General features: G+C 72.8%; 13 protein-coding genes. 9 read left to right on the top strand and 4 right to left on the bottom strand.

Annotation, left to right across the window (positions count from 1 at the left end):
* Window positions 1–73: 73 nt before the first annotated feature.
* The 4 genes from ACQVFL_RS18620 to ACQVFL_RS18605 all read left to right on the top strand — a co-directional run bounded on the left by ACQVFL_RS18620 (window position 74) and on the right by ACQVFL_RS18605 (window position 7,105).
* On the top strand, window positions 74–2,215 hold the full coding sequence (locus ACQVFL_RS18620; protein WP_431727155.1) for a hypothetical protein: 2,142 nt from the start codon (window positions 74–76) through the stop codon (window positions 2,213–2,215).
* Entirely contained in the window at window positions 2,212–5,526 is a 3,315-nt protein-coding gene (locus ACQVFL_RS18615; protein ID WP_431727154.1) for a right-handed parallel beta-helix repeat-containing protein, read from the top strand. Before ACQVFL_RS18620 ends, ACQVFL_RS18615 begins: the two co-directional genes overlap by 4 nt.
* A 146-nt stretch (window positions 5,527–5,672) precedes the next feature.
* Window positions 5,673–6,242 (top strand): sigma-70 family RNA polymerase sigma factor, encoded by a 570-nt coding sequence (locus tag ACQVFL_RS18610; RefSeq protein WP_431727153.1) that lies wholly within the window; start codon window positions 5,673–5,675, stop codon window positions 6,240–6,242.
* Window positions 6,243–6,286: 44 nt separating this feature from the next.
* Window positions 6,287–7,105 carry a zf-HC2 domain-containing protein gene (locus ACQVFL_RS18605; RefSeq protein WP_431727152.1) on the top strand — a complete coding sequence of 273 codons (819 nt, stop codon included), beginning with the start codon at window positions 6,287–6,289 and terminating at the stop codon, window positions 7,103–7,105.
* A 3-nt stretch (window positions 7,106–7,108) separates the two neighbouring features.
* Here the strand turns inward: ACQVFL_RS18605 and ACQVFL_RS18600 are convergent, their stop codons facing one another.
* Window positions 7,109–8,782, bottom strand: coding sequence for a ricin-type beta-trefoil lectin domain protein (locus ACQVFL_RS18600; RefSeq protein ID WP_431727151.1), 1,674 nt, complete (start codon window positions 8,780–8,782; stop codon window positions 7,109–7,111).
* 221 nt (window positions 8,783–9,003) lie between these two features.
* Between ACQVFL_RS18600 and ACQVFL_RS18595 the strand changes: the two genes are divergently transcribed.
* Both ACQVFL_RS18595 and ACQVFL_RS18590 read left to right on the top strand, forming a co-directional pair.
* The gene (locus tag ACQVFL_RS18595; RefSeq protein WP_431727150.1) at window positions 9,004–9,720 is read left to right on the top strand and encodes a CPBP family intramembrane glutamic endopeptidase; all 717 of its coding nucleotides are present in this window, start codon (window positions 9,004–9,006) and stop codon (window positions 9,718–9,720) included.
* A 243-nt stretch (window positions 9,721–9,963) separates the two neighbouring features.
* Window positions 9,964–10,794: a TIGR02452 family protein gene (locus tag ACQVFL_RS18590; RefSeq protein ID WP_431727149.1), complete on the top strand. Its 831-nt coding sequence runs from the start codon at window positions 9,964–9,966 to the stop codon at window positions 10,792–10,794.
* A 9-nt stretch (window positions 10,795–10,803) separates the two neighbouring features.
* Here the strand turns inward: ACQVFL_RS18590 and ACQVFL_RS18585 are convergent, their stop codons facing one another.
* A complete protein-coding gene (locus ACQVFL_RS18585) occupies window positions 10,804–11,721 on the bottom strand; it encodes an AraC family transcriptional regulator (protein ID WP_431727148.1) in 918 nt (305 codons plus the stop codon).
* 100 nt (window positions 11,722–11,821) lie between these two features.
* On the opposite strand from ACQVFL_RS18585, the gene ACQVFL_RS18580 reads away from it, so the two are divergent.
* Entirely contained in the window at window positions 11,822–12,736 is a 915-nt protein-coding gene (locus tag ACQVFL_RS18580; protein WP_431727147.1) for an NADP-dependent oxidoreductase, read from the top strand.
* 15 nt (window positions 12,737–12,751) lie between these two features.
* Here ACQVFL_RS18580 and ACQVFL_RS18575 read toward each other — a convergent pair whose 3' ends face one another.
* Window positions 12,752–13,477, bottom strand: coding sequence for an SDR family oxidoreductase (locus tag ACQVFL_RS18575; protein ID WP_431727146.1), 726 nt, complete (start codon window positions 13,475–13,477; stop codon window positions 12,752–12,754).
* Window positions 13,478–13,605: 128 nt separating this feature from the next.
* Here ACQVFL_RS18575 and ACQVFL_RS18570 point away from each other — a divergent pair, with 128 nt between their 5' ends.
* Window positions 13,606–14,085: a MerR family transcriptional regulator gene (locus tag ACQVFL_RS18570; RefSeq protein WP_431727145.1), complete on the top strand. Its 480-nt coding sequence runs from the start codon at window positions 13,606–13,608 to the stop codon at window positions 14,083–14,085.
* A gap of 219 nt (window positions 14,086–14,304) precedes the next feature.
* A complete protein-coding gene (locus tag ACQVFL_RS18565) occupies window positions 14,305–15,519 on the top strand; it encodes a S8 family peptidase (RefSeq protein ID WP_431727144.1) in 1,215 nt (404 codons plus the stop codon).
* A gap of 147 nt (window positions 15,520–15,666) precedes the next feature.
* Here ACQVFL_RS18565 and ACQVFL_RS18560 read toward each other — a convergent pair whose 3' ends face one another.
* On the bottom strand, window positions 15,667–16,881 hold the full coding sequence (locus ACQVFL_RS18560; RefSeq protein WP_431727143.1) for a DUF2786 domain-containing protein: 1,215 nt from the start codon (window positions 16,879–16,881) through the stop codon (window positions 15,667–15,669).
* Window positions 16,882–16,898: the final 17 nt, after the last annotated feature.

The following is a 16,898-nucleotide window of genomic DNA, read 5'->3' as shown; positions in this document are numbered from 1 at the left end:
CGAGCCGGTCCGGCGGTCGTAGTGGGGGCACTCGGGCCGGGACGCCCACCACCGGCGGAAGGGAGAACCGCGGATGGCCGCGACGACGGTGGCGGTGACAGGGGTGCTGACCGAACCGGTCGGCGACGCGCTGCTGCTGCGCACCGCGGCCGAGGACCGGGATGCGGTGGTACGCCTCGTCGGGTCGCTGCCCGTCGAGACCGACCGGGTCACGGTGGTCAGCACGCCACAGGTCACCGCCCTGCCGCAGTTCTTCGTGGTGCTGTCCCGGGTGCTCGGGGCGGAGCTGGGCGGCAGCGCCGACGGGATCCGGCTGCTGCCGCTCGGCGACTACGCCGACCGTTCCGTCGTCGACCGGGCCGCACGAGGACTGGCGGAGCGGATTGGTCAGGCGGTGACGATCCCACGAGATCCGCTCCCGGAGGATCAGACCGGGTTGACCGGCCCGTACGAGTGGCTGGTCTACCCACCGGGCCGCCCGGCCGGAACCGGCCACGTCTGGCCCACCCCGGCACCGTCGACCCGTCCCACCCCGCCGGGTCGACGCACCGCCACCGGCTGGTCGTTGCTGGACACCGGCTCACCCGTTACCGGTGCGCCCGCTACCGGGACCACCGCGGCGGGATACGTGGTGGAGATCGAGGTCGGCCCGACCGGGTTCCGGATCGCCGGTCGACCGGCACCACCGGCGATCCTGGCCGCCCTGCTCACGACGGTCCGGGCCGACGATCACCAGCCGATGGTGCTGGTCGTCACCGGCACGGCACCGACCGGTCCGGCCGCCGCCGGACTGATCTTCGGTGGACTGGCCACCGCCCTCGGCGAACCGATCCTCGTCTGCACCGACATCGTCACCGCGGCCGACGACGGAACCCTGACGACCCCGGCGACGTTCCATCGCTGGCCGCCCCGCGTCGGTACCACTGCCCCACGTGCGCAGGAGGTCGGTGCCACGCTGCCCGTCACCCCGGTGCCGGACGGCCCTGCGGCGAGCGACGGGCCGACGCCCCTGGCCCCTGCCATGATCATCGAGCTGTGCGACGGCGACCGGTGGCGCGCGCCGAAGACCGTCGAACCCGCCGACAGCGCCCTGCCCCCGGACGGACCGAGGCCCGATCCGGCGCGGGTCCCGGCGCCCGCGCCGGCAGCACCGCCGGACCCGACCGACACCGAGCCGCGCCGTACCGACTCGGCGCAAGCCGCCTCCGTCCGGGCCGCCACCGACACTCCCGTCACGATCCCCGTGCACGCGGTCGGCCCGCCCGCGGATGCCGGTGTTCCGTCGGTCCTGGCGTCCGGCGAGACGCCGCCCGACGTACCGGCGGACACCGGGTCGGCCCCGCCGCCGCACCGGCCCACCAGCCCGGGGGACCCGCACCCGGAGCGGGCGTCCGGACCGCTCCCGTCCCGCGCCGTCGCCCGCCGGCTCGACGACAGGTGGGGCCCGGACGACCGGACCCGGCTCCGACAGGTGCTCGACGGCCGCTACGACGGGTACGCCCGGATGGTGACCCGGGTGCTGGCCGAGGAGCCCGGCCTCCGGGCCGCCGGCACCGCCGCCGACGTGGTCGCCGCACTGGTCGCCCTGTGCGCGTACGGCGGATCCGAGCGCGACCGGATCAACGCCACCCTGCGCGGCGGCACCGACGACACCCCGGACCGGCTGCTGCTCGCCCGGGGCGCCCTGCACGGACTGCGTCGGCTACCCACCGTCCTCGGAGCGGTGCACGCCCACGGCGAGGTCCCCGCCCCGCTCCTCGCCGGCTACCGGCCCGGCGACGAACTGGTCGAGCCCGCCTTCGTCGACGTGGACCTGGTCCGGCGGCCGGCCCCGGCGGCCACCGTGGAGTTCGCCGTCTGGTCGGCCACCGCCCGCCGCGTCGACCGGTTCGGATCAGGGGCCCTCTTCCCGCCCGGCAGCCGCTTCGTGGTGCTCGCGGTCGACCCGGCCGAGACCGACGACCGACCGGCCCGGGTACTGCTCGGTGACCTGACCGGTGTCGGGCCGCAACCCGCCCACGCGGTCGGCCGGATGCGCGACCGACTGCGTCAGGCACTGGAACAGGACGCCGCGCCACCGTCCGACACCGCCGCTCCGCACGCACCCCACCCGCTGCTGCGGTTCGCGCCCGGCCTGCACGACGACGGCCGACGTCTCGTCCCCGATGCCACCGGTCCGGCATCCGACCCCGAACGTGGAGGTACCCGACCGTGAGCCAGGGTGTGCTGTCGGTCTCCCAGACCGATCCGGACTGCCTGCCGACCATCTCCGACGCGCTCGCGCTGGCTCGCCCGGGCGCCACCGTCGCCGTGCAGCCGGGCGTCTACCGGGAACGGCTGCGACTCACCGGCGACGTGACCCTGGTCGCCGAGGACGGTCGAGGGTCGGTCACCGTACACGGCGTCGGTGGTCCGGCGGTGTTCCAGTCCGGTGGCACCGTGGTGCTGCGCGGGCTGGTCCTCACCGGCGGCGACGAGGCGTTCCCGACGGTCCAGATCGCCACCGGCACGCTGCGCATGACCCAGTGCGAGGTACGCGCCGACGCGGTGGTCGGCGTGCACGCCGCCGCCGGTCGCCTCGAACTGGGCGACTGCCTTCTCAGCAATCCGGGCGGCGCCGGTCTCCTGATCGACGGCGGTGCGGCCGGTACGGTCACCGCCACCACCGTGCGCGACGTGGGAGCGGCGGCCGTCGTCATCGCCGGCGGCGCCGACCCGGTCCTACGTGACTGCACGGTCACCGGCGTGCGGGGCGCGGGCGTGCTGTCCACCCGTGCCGGTCGGGGCCTGGTGGTCGGCTGCGACATCAGCGCGGTCGACGGCCCGGCCGTCGCGGTCGAGCAGGACGGCGCGCTACGCGTCGAACGCTGCGTCGTGCACGACAGCCCCGGCTCCGGGCTGATCACCACCGGCGGCCGACCGGTCCTCGACGACTGCGAGTTCCGCGACCTCGGCGGGCACGGCGTCGTCGTCTCCGGGGACGCCGATCCGACCGCCCGTCGGTGCACCGTCACCGGCACCGCCGGCCACGGCGTGATCGTGCTGGAGAACGCCACCGGCGCGCTGCTCGACTGCCGGATCAGCGCGACCCGGGCGGCTGCGTTCGCCGTCACCGGATCGGCCACACCCCGGGTCGAGGGCGGCCGGATCGACGGCGGTACCGGGATCGCGGTGCTGCTCGACGGTCCGGTCGGCGGCACGTTCACCGGGGTGCGCGTCGACGGTGGCCGGACCGGATTCCTGGTGCGCGCCGGTGCGGACCCGGTGCTGACCGACGCGACGGTCCGCGACTGCACCGGCTACGGCGTCGAATCCGTCGACGGCGGCCGTGGCACCGTCCAGGGCGGCACGTTCACCGGCGGCACGGCCGCGGTGCGGGCGGCCGCCGACGGCACGCTGACCCTGACCGACTGCCGGATCCGTGGCGGCGGTGTCGGGTTGCTCGTCGACGAGGGCGGATCGGTCACCGGGACCTCCTGCGATGTCAGTGAGACCGGCGGGTCCGGTGCCGACGTCGGCGCCCGCGCACGGCTGCGGCTGGCGCACAGTCGGGTGCACGGCTGCGCCGGCTCCGGCATCCGGTTCGCCGGCCGGTCCGCGGGGCGGCTCGACCGGTGCGAGATCTTCGACAACGCCGGCGACGGCGTGGTGATGGAGACGCTGGAGCCCGTCCCGATGGACGGCACGACCGTCCGTGGCAACGCCGGCCGACAGGTGCGCCGGACCGGACCCGAACCGGCGGAGGACGACCCCCGTCAGGACGGCCCCGCACCGGCCGACCGCCCCGCCCCGACGACGACCGGCGTCCCGGCACCGGAACCACCCGCCGCCGCGGACGGGCCGGACCGACCGGGCGGCGACCCGGCCACCCCGTTGTTGGCGGAACTCGACGCCCTGGTCGGACTCACCGCGGTCAAACGGGAGGTGGCGACCATGGTCGGACTGCACCGGGTGGCGCAGCGCCGCAGCGCCGCCGGCCTGCCGATGCCGCCGATGTCCCGGCACATGGTCTTCGCCGGTGCGCCCGGCACCGGCAAGACGACGGTGGCCCGCCTGTACGGCCAGATCCTGGCCGCCCTCCAGGTGCTGCCCGGCGGACAACTGGTCGAGGTGTCCCGCGCCGACCTGGTCGCCGAGCACGTCGGCGGCACGGCGGTGAAGACCACACAACGGTTCACCGAGGCGATCGGCGGCGTGCTGTTCCTCGACGAGGCGTACACGCTCGCGCCGGTCGACGGTGGCGGCGGACACGACTTCGGTCGGGAGGCGATCGACACCCTGGTCAAACTCATGGAGGACCACCGCGACGAGGTGGTGGTGATCGTCGCCGGATACTCCCCGCAGATGCGGGCCTTCCTCGACTCGAACCCGGGGCTGGCATCCCGCTTCTCCCGCACCGTCGAGTTCGACAGCTACACCGACGACGAACTGGTCACCATCGTCGAGCGGCTGTGCAGCACCCATCACTACTCGCTGGAGTACGACACCCGCCTGGCGCTGACCGGATGGTTCCGGGCGATGCCACGCGGCGAGTCGTTCGGCAACGCCCGGGTCGCCCGCAAGGTGTTCGAGGACATGATCGGCCGGCAGGCGTTCCGGCTCTCCGAGGCCGGCGCCTCCTCCGGCGTGGAACTGGCCCAACTACTGCCGCAGGACCTCGGTGTCGCGCCCGAGGCCGAAGGCAGCCCGGGTACGCCGCGACTCTCCGAACTGGACCTGCTGCTCGGCGAACTCGGCAACATGATCGGACTCGCCGGGGTCAAGCGTGAGGTGGCCGAACTGATCGACCTGCTGGCCAACATCCGCCAACGGGTCCGCGCCGGACTGCCCGCCCCGTCGGTCTCGCGGCACCTGGTCTTCTCCGGCCCACCCGGCACCGGCAAGACCACCGTCGCCCGCCTCTACGGCCGGCTGCTCCACGCGCTCGGGGTGCTGGCGGCCGGGCAACTGGTCGAGGTGGCCCGCGCCGACCTGGTCGGTGAGTACGTCGGCCACACCGCGCACCGGACCAGAGAGGCGTTCGAACGGGCCCGCGGCGGTGTCCTGTTCATCGACGAGGCGTACACCCTCGCGCCGCCGGACGCCCGCAACGACTTCGGACGGGAGGCGATCGACACCCTGGTCAAGCTCATGGAGGACCACCGCGACGAGGTGGTGGTGATCGCCGCCGGATACGAGGCGGAGATGGCTGCCTTCCTGGCCGCCAACGCCGGCCTGCAGTCCCGCTTCACCCGCCGCATCCACTTCGACGACTACTCACCGGACGAACTCGTCGCGATCTTCGAGGGACTGGCCCGCGCCAGCGGCTACGAATGCCCGGGCGACACGTTGACGGCCCTACGTGGCCATTTCGAGACGGTGGAGACCGGCCGCACGTTCGGCAACGGCCGGTACGCCCGGCAACTGCTCGACGAGGTGGTCACCCGGCAGGCGCGTCGGCTCCGCTCGGTCACCGCCCCCAGCGTCGACGACCTGCGGACCCTGCGAGTCGACGACGTCCGGGCCCGAGCGACTGTCCACATGTGACATCAGCGACCATGCGCGAGTCGAAACAGGATCGTCAGGTGACGCCCGTATGCTGTCGCCCGCGCCGTCGGTATACGAAGCCGGGCTGGGCCACGGAATCCGCCCCGCCCCGGCATCGACGGTGGCCGGACAGGAGAGGCGGGTCGGTGGCGACGGTGTCGAGCGGGGCCGGTGCGGACGCCTCAGCCACACCGGACGAGACACCGACACCCGGTGCCGACACCCGGATGAGCCTGATCTACGAGACCCACGCCGAACCACTGTTCCGGTTCCTGCTCAAGCTCTCGCTCGGCGCCCGGCACATCGCCGAGGACCTGTTGCAGGAGACGATGGTCCGGGCCTGGCGCCACATCGACCACCTGTCGTCGGACCCGGAGACCCAGCGCCGCTGGCTGTTCACCGTGGCCCGACGGATCGCGATCGACGCGGCGCGGGCCCGACAGGCCCGCCCCACCGAGGTCGGCGCCGTCGACGTCTCCCGGATGCCGACCACGACCGACCACGTCGAGGAGATAGTCGCCGTGCACACCGTCCACGACGCCCTGCCGAGGCTCAAGCCGGAGCAGCGTACGGTGTTGATCGACCTGTACTTTCACGGCCGGTCCACCGCCGAGATCGCCGCCCGGCTCGACATCCCCGAGGGTACGGTCAAGTCCCGCGCCCACTACGGGCTGCGGGCACTGCGCGCCATCGTCGGGCCGACGGACGGGGTATGACATGTGCCTTCCGCCGCAGCACCGCATCAACCCGGAACCGCGTGATGACTGACCTCCACAGCGACCACGCGGCAGCGCGGCAGACCTGTGCCCTCTATCTGGCCGGCGCGCTGGACCCGGTGGCCGAGGCCGCCTTCGAGGTGCATCTCGCCGGCTGCACGGAGTGCCTCGACGAGTGCGACCGGGTGGGACCCGTCGCGCTGGCCCTGGCACAGCTCGACGACGAGCCGTCCGACCCCGGTCGGCCCCCCGAGCCCGCTGCCGTGCGCGAGGACACCATCCACCCGACCGGCCCCGCCGTGGCACCGACGACCGGTGCCGGCCAGGTCGACGACCAGCCCGGCGCCCGACCGGGCCGCACCGGCCCGCCGAGGCGGACGACTCCGACCGGACCTCAGGACGGACGACCGGGTAACCCCCGGCGCAGGATCTCCCGCCGGCTCCGGATCGCCGCCGGCGCACTGGCCGCGACCGTCGTCCTCGCCGGTGCCCTGGCCGTCGGGTTGCCCCGGCTGACCAGCGAACCGACGGTGGTCACCCCGGTCGGTGTCGCGACCGCCGAAGGCGTCGGCGGCGGTTCGGCGCGCCTGTCGGTCTCGATCGCCGAGACCGACGGCCGATCGACCATCGTCGCCAGCGTCGTCGGGTTGGAGACCGGAGTCCGCTACCGACTCTTCGGCGTCACCCGCGACGGGCAGACCCACGAGGTGGTCGAGTGGGACGGCCGGCCCGGCGCGCAGGAGATCAGCGGTGAACTCGACACGACCCTCGCCGAACTGACCTTCTTCACCGTCGCCCGCACGGACGGCGGCCCGGTCGTCTCGGCCCGCCTGGACCCGGTCACCCCCACGCCGACCGACTGACTCTCAGCCCCGACGCCACTTCTGATTGGCCGTACCGGAGCAGGTCCACAACTGCAGCCGGGTGCCCCAGTCCCGGATGTCGACGCACTTGTCGGTGTGCGGGTTGACGATGTCGCCCGCACTGGTCAGCCGGAACTGCTGGGCCCAACCACCGTTGCAGTCGGCGAGCTGAACGGCGGTGCCGTCGGTGGTGCCCGCCCAGGCCAGGTCCATGCACTTGCCGAGCGCCATCATCGTGCCCTTGCTGAACGACCACTTCTGGCCGACGTTGCCGGAGACACACCCCGCCATCTGCAACTGGGCACCATCCACCGACCTTGCCCCGGGCACCTCGATGCAGCGGTTCTCCCAACCGATCATCGGCCGCCCGGGGTAGCTGGGCGCGGTCGTCGCCGCGGGTGGCGTCGTGCGGGCCGGGGTCGCTCGGGCCGGGGTGGGGACGACCGGCGTCGGTGGGGCCGGTGGGGCCGGCGGGGGCGACGGGGGAGCGCCGGCGAGCGGCGGTGCCGAGGGGCCACCCGACCTCGGGCCGGCGGTCGGCGTGGCCGGGGGCGCACCGAGCCGTGGGTCCCGCGCGTAGTGCTCGGCGTACGCCAGCACCATGCCGGTGAAGTCGCGCAGCCCGGCCGCATCCGGCACTCCACCGGCCTGCTGCACCACGGTCGTACCCCACTGGTAGGCGGCCAGGGCGATCGGATACGGGTCCGCCCCGAGGCCGGCCAGCTCACCGGAGAGGCTGCACATCGCCCGCCCCAGGGTCGGGATCGCCACGGTCGGATCCCACGGCGAGGCGGACGGCTCGGCGTACCGGGCCCAGATCGCCGGCAGGAACTGGGCGATGCCCTGCCCGCCATTGGGGCCGAGCAGGTTGGGGTTGAAGCCGGACGACGCCATCAGTTGCGCCGCCACCCGGGCCGGGGTCACCGTCGCACACACCTTCCCGGCGGACAGCACCAGATCGAGGTAGGCGCCGGGTACCGGTCGGGGCGCGGTGCCCGGCGACGGCGCGGCCTCGACCGGGCGCGGCGGTGGGGTCGGCTCGGCGGTGGCGGCCAGGTCCGGCCGGCCGGCATAGCCCTCGGCGTAGGCGGCGACCGTCGCGACGTAGTCCTCAGCGGACGCCGGCACGCCGCCGGCCGCGCGGACCGCGTCGACGCCGGAGTGGTACGCCGCCAGCGCCAACCGCCACGGATCACCGCTGACACCGGCGTGGCGCACCTGACCGACCAGGTCACACACGTGGCGGGCGAGCGCCAGGATGTTGGCCGTGGCGTCCAGCCGGGGCGCCTGCGGCCACGGGGCCCACCGCTGCCACGTCTCCTCGCTGAGAGCGGCCACGCCGGCGCCACCGGCGGCGGAGCGTTGATTGACCTCGAAGCCCGACGCCGCCATCACCTGACCGGCGAGTCGCGCCGGAGTCAGCGCGGGACACGACAGGGCGGCCGCGACGATCGCCGTCGCCTGGTCGGCCGGTACGTCCTTGCCGACCAGGACAGCCGGTTCGGCGGTCGCAGTGCCGATGCTGGACGCCACGGCGGCGACTCCGAGCATGGCGAGTACTCCGGTGATCGCCACCGCCCGGCGCATCCGCACGTCGAGCCGACGGTAGCGAGCACCGAGGCGGCCGGCCAGGTTGCCGATCCGGCGGATGGCGTCGGCACCAGACGTCCCCTGCACAGCGACCCTCCTCGTCGTGGAATCCGCTGCCTACTACGCCCGTGGGTCGACCGGAGTTCACGGCCGATCGTCACGAATCGAAGCGTACTGTCCGCCACGACCGCCGTACGGCCCGCGTCCACCGTGGGGCCGTGGCCAGCGGATGGGCGAGGTACGGAATCGTTCGGTTTGCGCCAGGACCGGAAGGGCAACTATCTGCCTCGGCCCGCACGAGGTTCGCGATGGAGGTTGCCGTCATGTCGGTGGACGCGTTGGTGGAGACGAAGCGACCGGGATGGCCGGAGATCCTCGTCGGGCTGGCCGTCATGGCGGTGGTCGGCTACGGCCTACCGATCACCCTCGACCGGACCGGGGTCACCGACGGGTTCAGCCCGGTCACGTCCGGCCTCATCCTGGCCGCCCTCTCGGGTGTCGCCGGTCTCCTCGCGTTCGCCGCCGCCGCCCGCATCCGCTCCACGAACTGGAGCGACCTCGGCATCCGCCCGACGACCGGCCGTTGGCTGCTGATCGGGGTCGCCGGTGGTCTGGTCGCCCTGGTCGTCTCCCGGCTCGTCGCCGCCACGGTCTACTACCTCACCGGCCCGTCCGAGAACATCCAACAGCCGTATCTCGACGCGGCCGGCGACGGCATCCTCACGCTGATCCTGTCGTTCCTGTTCCTGGCGGTCCTCACGCCCATCGGCGAGGAGTTCCTCTTTCGCGGGATCGTCACCACGGCACTGCTGCGCTACGGCGCGGTCGTCGGTGTCGTCGGCAGCTCACTGATCTTCGCGCTGATGCACGGCCTGAACCTCGTCTTCGTGACCGCACTGGTCGTCGGCCTGGTCGCCGCCGAAGTGTTCCGCCGCAGCGGCTCCATCTGGCCCGCCGTCGCGGTGCACGTCACCAACAACCTGCTCGGGCAGGTCCTTGCCCTGCTCGTGGCCGGCGCGGCCTGACCGGACCCTGGCACGCGCCGACACACCGGGACGCTCGAAGATGTGGCACCGGTTCGGTGCCACATCAGACGTCGGCGAGGGTCCAGGGTATGTGACGGGCGCTCGGCGTCTACCGCGACCAGGATGACTTCCTAGGATGCCCTGGGAGGTGTGGGCGGCGAAATCGCTTGTCGATTGATGCTCTGCCTGCCTAGCCTGCACGGCTGTGCAGACCCCTTCCCTCCCGACTCACTTGGTGCGCCGGTGAGTCAGCGTCTTCGTGAGATCGCCCGCCAGACCGTGTCCATCGCCGAGTCCGGCCGCTATCGCAATGGTTACGGTGACGAGGTCGTCATCGGCGACGCGGTGCGGGCCGCCGTCGCCGGCACGCGGCACCACCTGCCCGACGACGTGTTGCACGGGGAGAGCACGGCGCCCGGTGTCGGCCGGGTGGAGGTGACGCACGAGTCGACGTTGCAGGCGGCCTCCCGGCTGGGATCCGCAGCGGCCTGTCTGGTGTTCGCCTCCGCGAAGAACCCGGGAGGCGGCTTCCTGGGCGGGGCGAAGGCACAGGAGGAGAGCATCGCCCGCTCGTCGGCGCTGTACCCGTGTCTGCTCGCGGCGCCGGACTTCTACGCGTTCCATCGTGCGCAGCGGGATCTGCGGTACAGCGACCGGGTCGTCTACTCGCCGGGGGTTCCGGTGTTCCGGGACGACAAGGGCACCCTCCTCGACCGGCCGTACCTGACGTCGTTCCTGACCGCTGCGGCGCCGAACCTGGGCGCGGTCCTCCGCAACCAACCCGAGCACGCGGCGGAGGTACCGGCCGTCCTGACCCGACGCGCCCGGCGGGTACTGGAGGTCGCGGCGGCGCACGGGCATCGGACGGTGGTGTTGGGCGCGTGGGGGTGCGGAGTGTTCCGCAACGACCCCGCGACGGTGGCCGACGCGTTCGCCGACGCGCTGCGGGTCGTCGACCGGTTCGACCACGTGCTGTTCGCCATCCGCGACGGCCTCCCGGACACCCCGGTGCACCGCGCGTTTGTGCAACGCTTCCCGGGAGCGGCCGGGGCGGCGACGAACGACCGGGTCTGAGGGGCGCCGTCACCGCCGTCGGTATCTGCCGGGGGAGGTGCCGTACCGGCGTTTGAAAGCGGCGGCGAACGCGAACTCCGACGTGTAGCCGACTCGCTCCGAGATGCCGCGCAGCGGCGTGTCGGACTGGTGGAGAAGCCGGGCGGCGGTGGTCATCCGCCACCAGGTCAGGTAGGTCATCGGCGGCTGGCCGAGCAGCGCGGTGAAACGGCGCGCGAACGGTGCTCGGGACAGCCCCGCCTCGGCGGCGAGTGCCGCGACGGTCCACGGCCGGGCGGGGTCGCTGTGGATGGCCCGTAGTGCGGCGGCGGTGGCCGGATCGTTGAGTGCGGCCGCCCAGCCCGTTGCCACGGTCGGCGAGGACGGGTTGCGGTCGAGCCAGGCACGCAGGATGTGCAGCAGCAGGGTGTCGAGCAGTGCCGGGATGATGGCGTCGGTGCCGAGGCGGGGCCGTTCCAGTTCGCTGGCGAGCAGGTCCACGGTGGCGCGTAGCTCCGGGTGTCGCCCGAGGTGCGCGGGCAGGTGAATGAGCGCGGGCAGGTCGTCGAGCAGCGGATGCGTATGGACCGGATCGAGTTCGTACGCGCCGCACAGGGTAACTGTGGCAGCGGCGTCGCCGACGTCCGAGACGTAGCGCGACAGGCCAGGGTCGTTCGGGTCGCAGGCGGGCGCGGTGGGTGAGGTCGTCGGGCTGTCGGCCAGCGTGTGGCCCGGACCGTGCGGCCGGAACACGATGTCTCCGGCGGCAAGCGGCACCGGGTCGGTGTCCGGTGCGATGAGCCAGCACGGCCCCTGGAGGACGATCTGGAAACCGGCGGAGCCGGGTACGGGTGCGAACCGCTGCGCCCACGGGGCGTACCACGCGATCCGCGCGGAGCGCGGCCGGCCGGCTCGCATGACCGTGATCACGTCGCTGAGTACGTCCATCGGGGCCAGGATATCGCCGCGAGGACGATCGAGTATGAATGAGGGACTACAGAGCATGGATCGTCTTCGGGTGCCGCCATAGGTTCGAGTGGTGAGAGCCATGCGAATCCACCAGTACGGCGAGGCCTCGGTCATCCGGGAGGAGGACGTGCCGCGCCCGACGCCGGGCCGGAACGAGGTGCTGATCACGGTCGCCGCGACCTCGTTCAATCCGTCCGACATCGGGCTGCGCCGGGGACTGCTGCGTGCCGTCTTCCCGCTGGATCTGCCGTACACCCTCGGCGGGGATGTCGCCGGCACGATCGTCGAGCTCGGCGACGGTGTGGACACCCTCGCCGTGGGCGACCGGGTCGTCGGACGGCTCGACACGGGCGGTGCCGCGGCCGAGTTCGTCACCGCCGCCGCCGACACCGTCGTGGCGGCGCCCACCACCGTTCCCCTCCCGCACGCCGCCGCCATCCCCATTGCCGGTGTCACGGCCTGGCAGGCGGTGTTCGCGCACGCGGGCATCACTCCAGGGCAACGGGTACTGGTCAACGGAGCGGGCGGTGGCGTCGGCGGGTTCGTGGTCCAGCTCGCCAAGCACGTCGGTGCCCACGTCATCGCCACGGCCAGCCCGCGCAGTACCGCAGTGGTCCGTCACCTCGGAGCCGACGAGATCGTCGACTACACGAACACGCCCCTCGGCGACGCGCTCGATGCCCCGGTCGACGTGATCGTCAACGTCGTCGTGGTCGGTGCCGGGCACGCCGCGGCACTGATGTCGCTGGTGCGCCCAGGAGGCGTCGTCGTGTCCGCCGCCGGCGCGCTGACGGCACCCGCCGGGTCGGCGGTGAGGGCAGTACGCTTCGTGGCCCGCAACGACACCCGTCACCTCGCCGCCCTCGTCGCCCTGGTCGACGCCGGGGCCGTCCGTCTCGACATCGCTGCGTCGCGTCCTCTCGCCGACCTGGCCTCGGTGCACCGCGACGCCGAGGCCGGACGCATCCGGGGCAAGACGATCCTTGTTCCGTGAGGTGGGCCGGGTAGCTCAGCTGGCGCCCAGCATCTCGGTGACCCGCGTGTAGAACGGGGCCGGGTCGTCGGCGAGGGACGCCTTCACCATCGCGGTCCAGTCGTCGACGATCACCTCGATCGACCCGGCGGCCAGCCCGTCGAGCGATCGACGCGGGACGTCACGGGGGTCGATCTTGGGTCCGTCGTAGTCGGCGGTGATGTCCGTGTCGGCGGCACCGAGGAGTACGCCCTGGACCAGGGTGCCCTGGGCGGCCAGTTCGAGGCGTACACCGTTCGTCATGTTCCACTCGGCGGCCTTGGCGGCGGAGTACGCGCCGGTGCCCGGGCCGGCGAACCACGACAGCGCCGAGAGCACGTTCACGATCGCACCACCGCCGTTCGCGGCGAGTACGGGGGCGAACTGGCGGATCACGTCGAGGGTGCCCCAGAAGTGCGTGTCCATCTCGCGGCGGACCTCGATCAGCTCACCGGTGACGAGCGGGGCACCGGTCGCGATACCGGCGTTGTTGACGAGAAGCGTGACGTCACGCGCGGTCGCTGCCGCCGCGACGACGGACTCGTGGTCGAGCAGGTCGAGTCGCAGCGGCACCACGCGGCTGTCGTCGAAGTCGAGGCTCTCGGGGCGACGGGCCGTCGCGTACACCCTGCGCGCCCCGCGATCGAGCAGCTCCAGTACGAACTGGCGGCCGATGCCGCGGTTGGCACCGGTGACGAGGGCGATCTGGTCGGTGATGTTCATGGGGTGGTGCTCCCTGCCTGGGTCGTCTCGGAAAGGGGTGGGACCGGATCCGGCCCGACGTCGACTACGGTAAAAGCTGACGTTGACGTCAAGGGCAAGTCGGAACGCGAAACCGATGGAGGACGTGGATGCGGATCGGTGACGTCGCCCGACGGACGGGTGTGAGCACGAGAGCGCTGCGGTACTACGAGGAGCAGGGTCTACTCACGTCGGAGCGGAGCCCCAGGGGCCAGCGCACCTATCCCGAATCAGCCGTCGAACGGGTCCGGTTGATCCAACAGTTCTTCGCCGCCGGTGTGCCCAGCCGGACCATCCTGCAACTGATGCCCTACGTCGACGCCGGACACGGTTCCCGCGAGGCGTTCGCGCTGCTGGCCGTCGAACGTGACCGGATCACCGCCGCCATGGCCGACCTCGCCGCCGCCCGCGACGCCCTCGACCGCATGATCGACATCGCGAACCACCCGACCGCCGAACACTGTCCCGCGCTGCGTGAGCCGCCCTGGACGCCGTACCGCCCTGCCGACCCCGCCGCATCGGCCACTTCTGACCGTGATGCGTCAGGCCGTTCCATGGTCGCCGGTCAGATGACCGCCTCCGCAGGCTGAGCGGTGGGCCCGTCACCGTCACGTCTTTTCGTTACGGCTGGCGCAACCCGGCAACAGAAGCCTAAAGCAACCGCAACCATCGATGGCTCATCCTTTCCTAGTCTGGGGTCGCACCGAACCCGGTGCACCACAAGGGTTCCCGCGCCACACCGTCCACCATGGACACAGGCGCGGCACGCGCCGGCCGCTGCCACGGCCGGCCCAGGAAGGAGCAGCCACGTGAGGCTCACCCACCTCGTCACCCGCCGCCGGCTCGGCACTCTGGGCGCCGCCACGCTCGCGGGCGCACTACTCGCCACGGCCGGGTTCAACCCGGCGGCGGCCACGCCGGTCACCGGCACCGTCCTCGGTGCCGACCTGCCGACCGCCGTCCCGGGCAGCTACATCGTCGTACTCAAGGACGGGCAGCAGCTCACCCGAGCCAGCGCCGAGCGTGTCACCACCCGGCACGGCGGTGGCCGGGTCGACCGGCTCTACGGACGGACGGTCAACGGCTACTCCGCGACCCTCACCGAGCGGGCCGCCCGCCGCCTGGCCGCCGACCCGGCCGTCGCCTACGTCGAGCAGGACCAGCGGGTACAGGCGCTGGCCACCCAGCCGAACCCGCCGTCCTGGGGTCTCGACCGCATCGACCAGCGGAACCTGCCGCTGAACCAGTCGTTCACCTACGGTCCGAGCAACGGGGTGCGGATCTACGTGGTCGACACCGGAGTCCGGATCACCCATCAGGACTTCGGCGGCCGGGCGGTGCACGGCTACGACGCAGTCGACAACGACTACAACACCGACGACGGTAACGGGCACGGCACCTTCGTCGCCTCGGTCGCCGCCGGGACCGCCTACGGGGTGGCCAAGAACGCCACCGTCGTCGGGGTGCGGGTACTCAACAACAGCGGCTCCGGCACCACGGCCGGTGTCATCGCCGGTGTCGACTGGGTCACCGCGAATGCCACCCGACCGGCGGTGGCCAACCTGAGCCTCGGCGGCGGGGCCAGCACCACCCTCGACGCCGCGGTCCGGCGATCCATCAACGCGGGCATCACCTACGCCATCGCCGCAGGCAACTCCGGCGTACCGGCCACCGGCACCTCACCGGCCCGGGTCACCGAGGCGCTGACCGTCGGCGCCACCGACGCCACCGACACCCGTCCCACCTGGTCCAACTACGGCACCGCGCTGGACCTGTTCGCCCCGGGTGTGTCGATCACCGCCGCCTGGCGGACCAGCAACACCGCCACGTACACCGGTAGCGGCACCTCGTTCGCCGCCCCGCACGTGGCCGGCGCCGCCGCGATCTACCTGCGGAACAACCCGTCGGCGTCGCCCGCGACGGTGAACGCGGCGATCGTCGCCGCCGCTACCCCGAACGTCGTCGTCAACCCCGGAGCCGGCTCACCCAACCGCCTGCTCTACATCGGCACCTTCGGGAGCTGATCGCGAGGCGACCGTCCGCACCGTGACCCGGTGCGGACGGTCGTCCTGTCGCCAGAACCGCCCGCCGTCGACCGACGCGTGTGGGCCAGGAACCTGCACCTGCTGTGCCAACGGGGTGCGGTGGGCTCGGACGGGCGGGACATCCCGTCACCGCCTGGTGTCGGACGGCAGGGAGGCGCGGTCAGCGGCCTGCCGACCGGACTCCCAACCGTCGCGGCTGTCCACCCGGATGGCCCGCGACCGGACCGTGTCCGGGAAGACCCGCCGCATGGTCTCGCGGATCTGCTCGTCCCGCGCGGCGAGCACCGGAAGCAGGTCGCTCGCGTCGCTCGCACCGTTCCCGTCCCGCCGATCGATGGCCTGCGCCAACGCGACCTGTGCCGCGGCGGTCAGCCGTTCGTCGATCCGGTCGGCGAAGGCCACCAGGAACGACTGACGGTACGCCTTCAGCCGGCTCCGACCGGCCTTACCACCCGGCGGCTCGGTCCGGGCCATCGCCTGGTGCGCCTGCACCAGCAGCGAGGTGTAGAGCAGGTCCACCGCGTCGATGTCGGTGTCGAACCCGAAGACGGTGCTGAACGCCAGTTCCGGCGACCAGACCGTGTGGCAGCGGTTCGCCTTGGCGACGGCGGCCAGCAGGGACGCCTTCTCCCCGTCGTGCGGATGGTCCACGCCGATCCGGCGCGCGTACGGCACCACCGGAGTCGCGTCACCGCCACGCGCTGCCAGCAGCGCCTCGTCCAGGCTGTGCCGGGTGACCAGTTCCTGCGCCTTGGCGGTGTACGCCTGCGCCTCGGCCGGAAAGGTCGTCGACTCGGCCTTGGCGAGCAGGGCGCGTACCCGGTCCAGCAGCCGGGCGTCGGTCCGCGACGACCCAGACCCGCCGACCGGGGCGGCGGCGGACCCGGGCGGCGGGACGAGCACCTCGATCGGCGGGAGCGCGGCCAGGATGGCGAGCAGGCCCAACACCAGGTCGAGTACGGCCACCCGGTCGAGCCGCCAGCGGGCCGCGAGAGCGTCGACGTACCTGGCGTCGTCCGCCCACCAGACCTGCGCCCCGAGGGCGTCCGCCTGCGCCAGCCACCGCCGGTCGACCGTGGTCCGGGGAAACCCTCGCAGGTACGCGGCGACCGCGTCGGTCACCAGGTCGGCCTGGCGCGGCAGGCCCCGCCGCGCGACCACCCGGTGCAGCTCGGTCGGCTGCCACCCGCCCCGCCACAGCCGCGCGAACGCCTCGTCCCGCGCCGCCACCAGCGCCGGGTCGACGTCGACCGACGGTGTGACGGTCAGCGCGTCCAGCCCCGCCTCGTAGTCGACCGCCCCGGCGAGAACCGCCCTGATCCGTTCCCGCACAGATGTCACCAGCCCAAGCCTACGGA

The sequence above is a fragment of the Verrucosispora sp. TAA-831 genome (assembly GCF_050780145.1).
Taxonomy (GTDB): domain Bacteria; phylum Actinomycetota; class Actinomycetes; order Mycobacteriales; family Micromonosporaceae; genus Micromonospora.
This window is presented reverse-complemented; position numbering and strand designations above follow the sequence as displayed.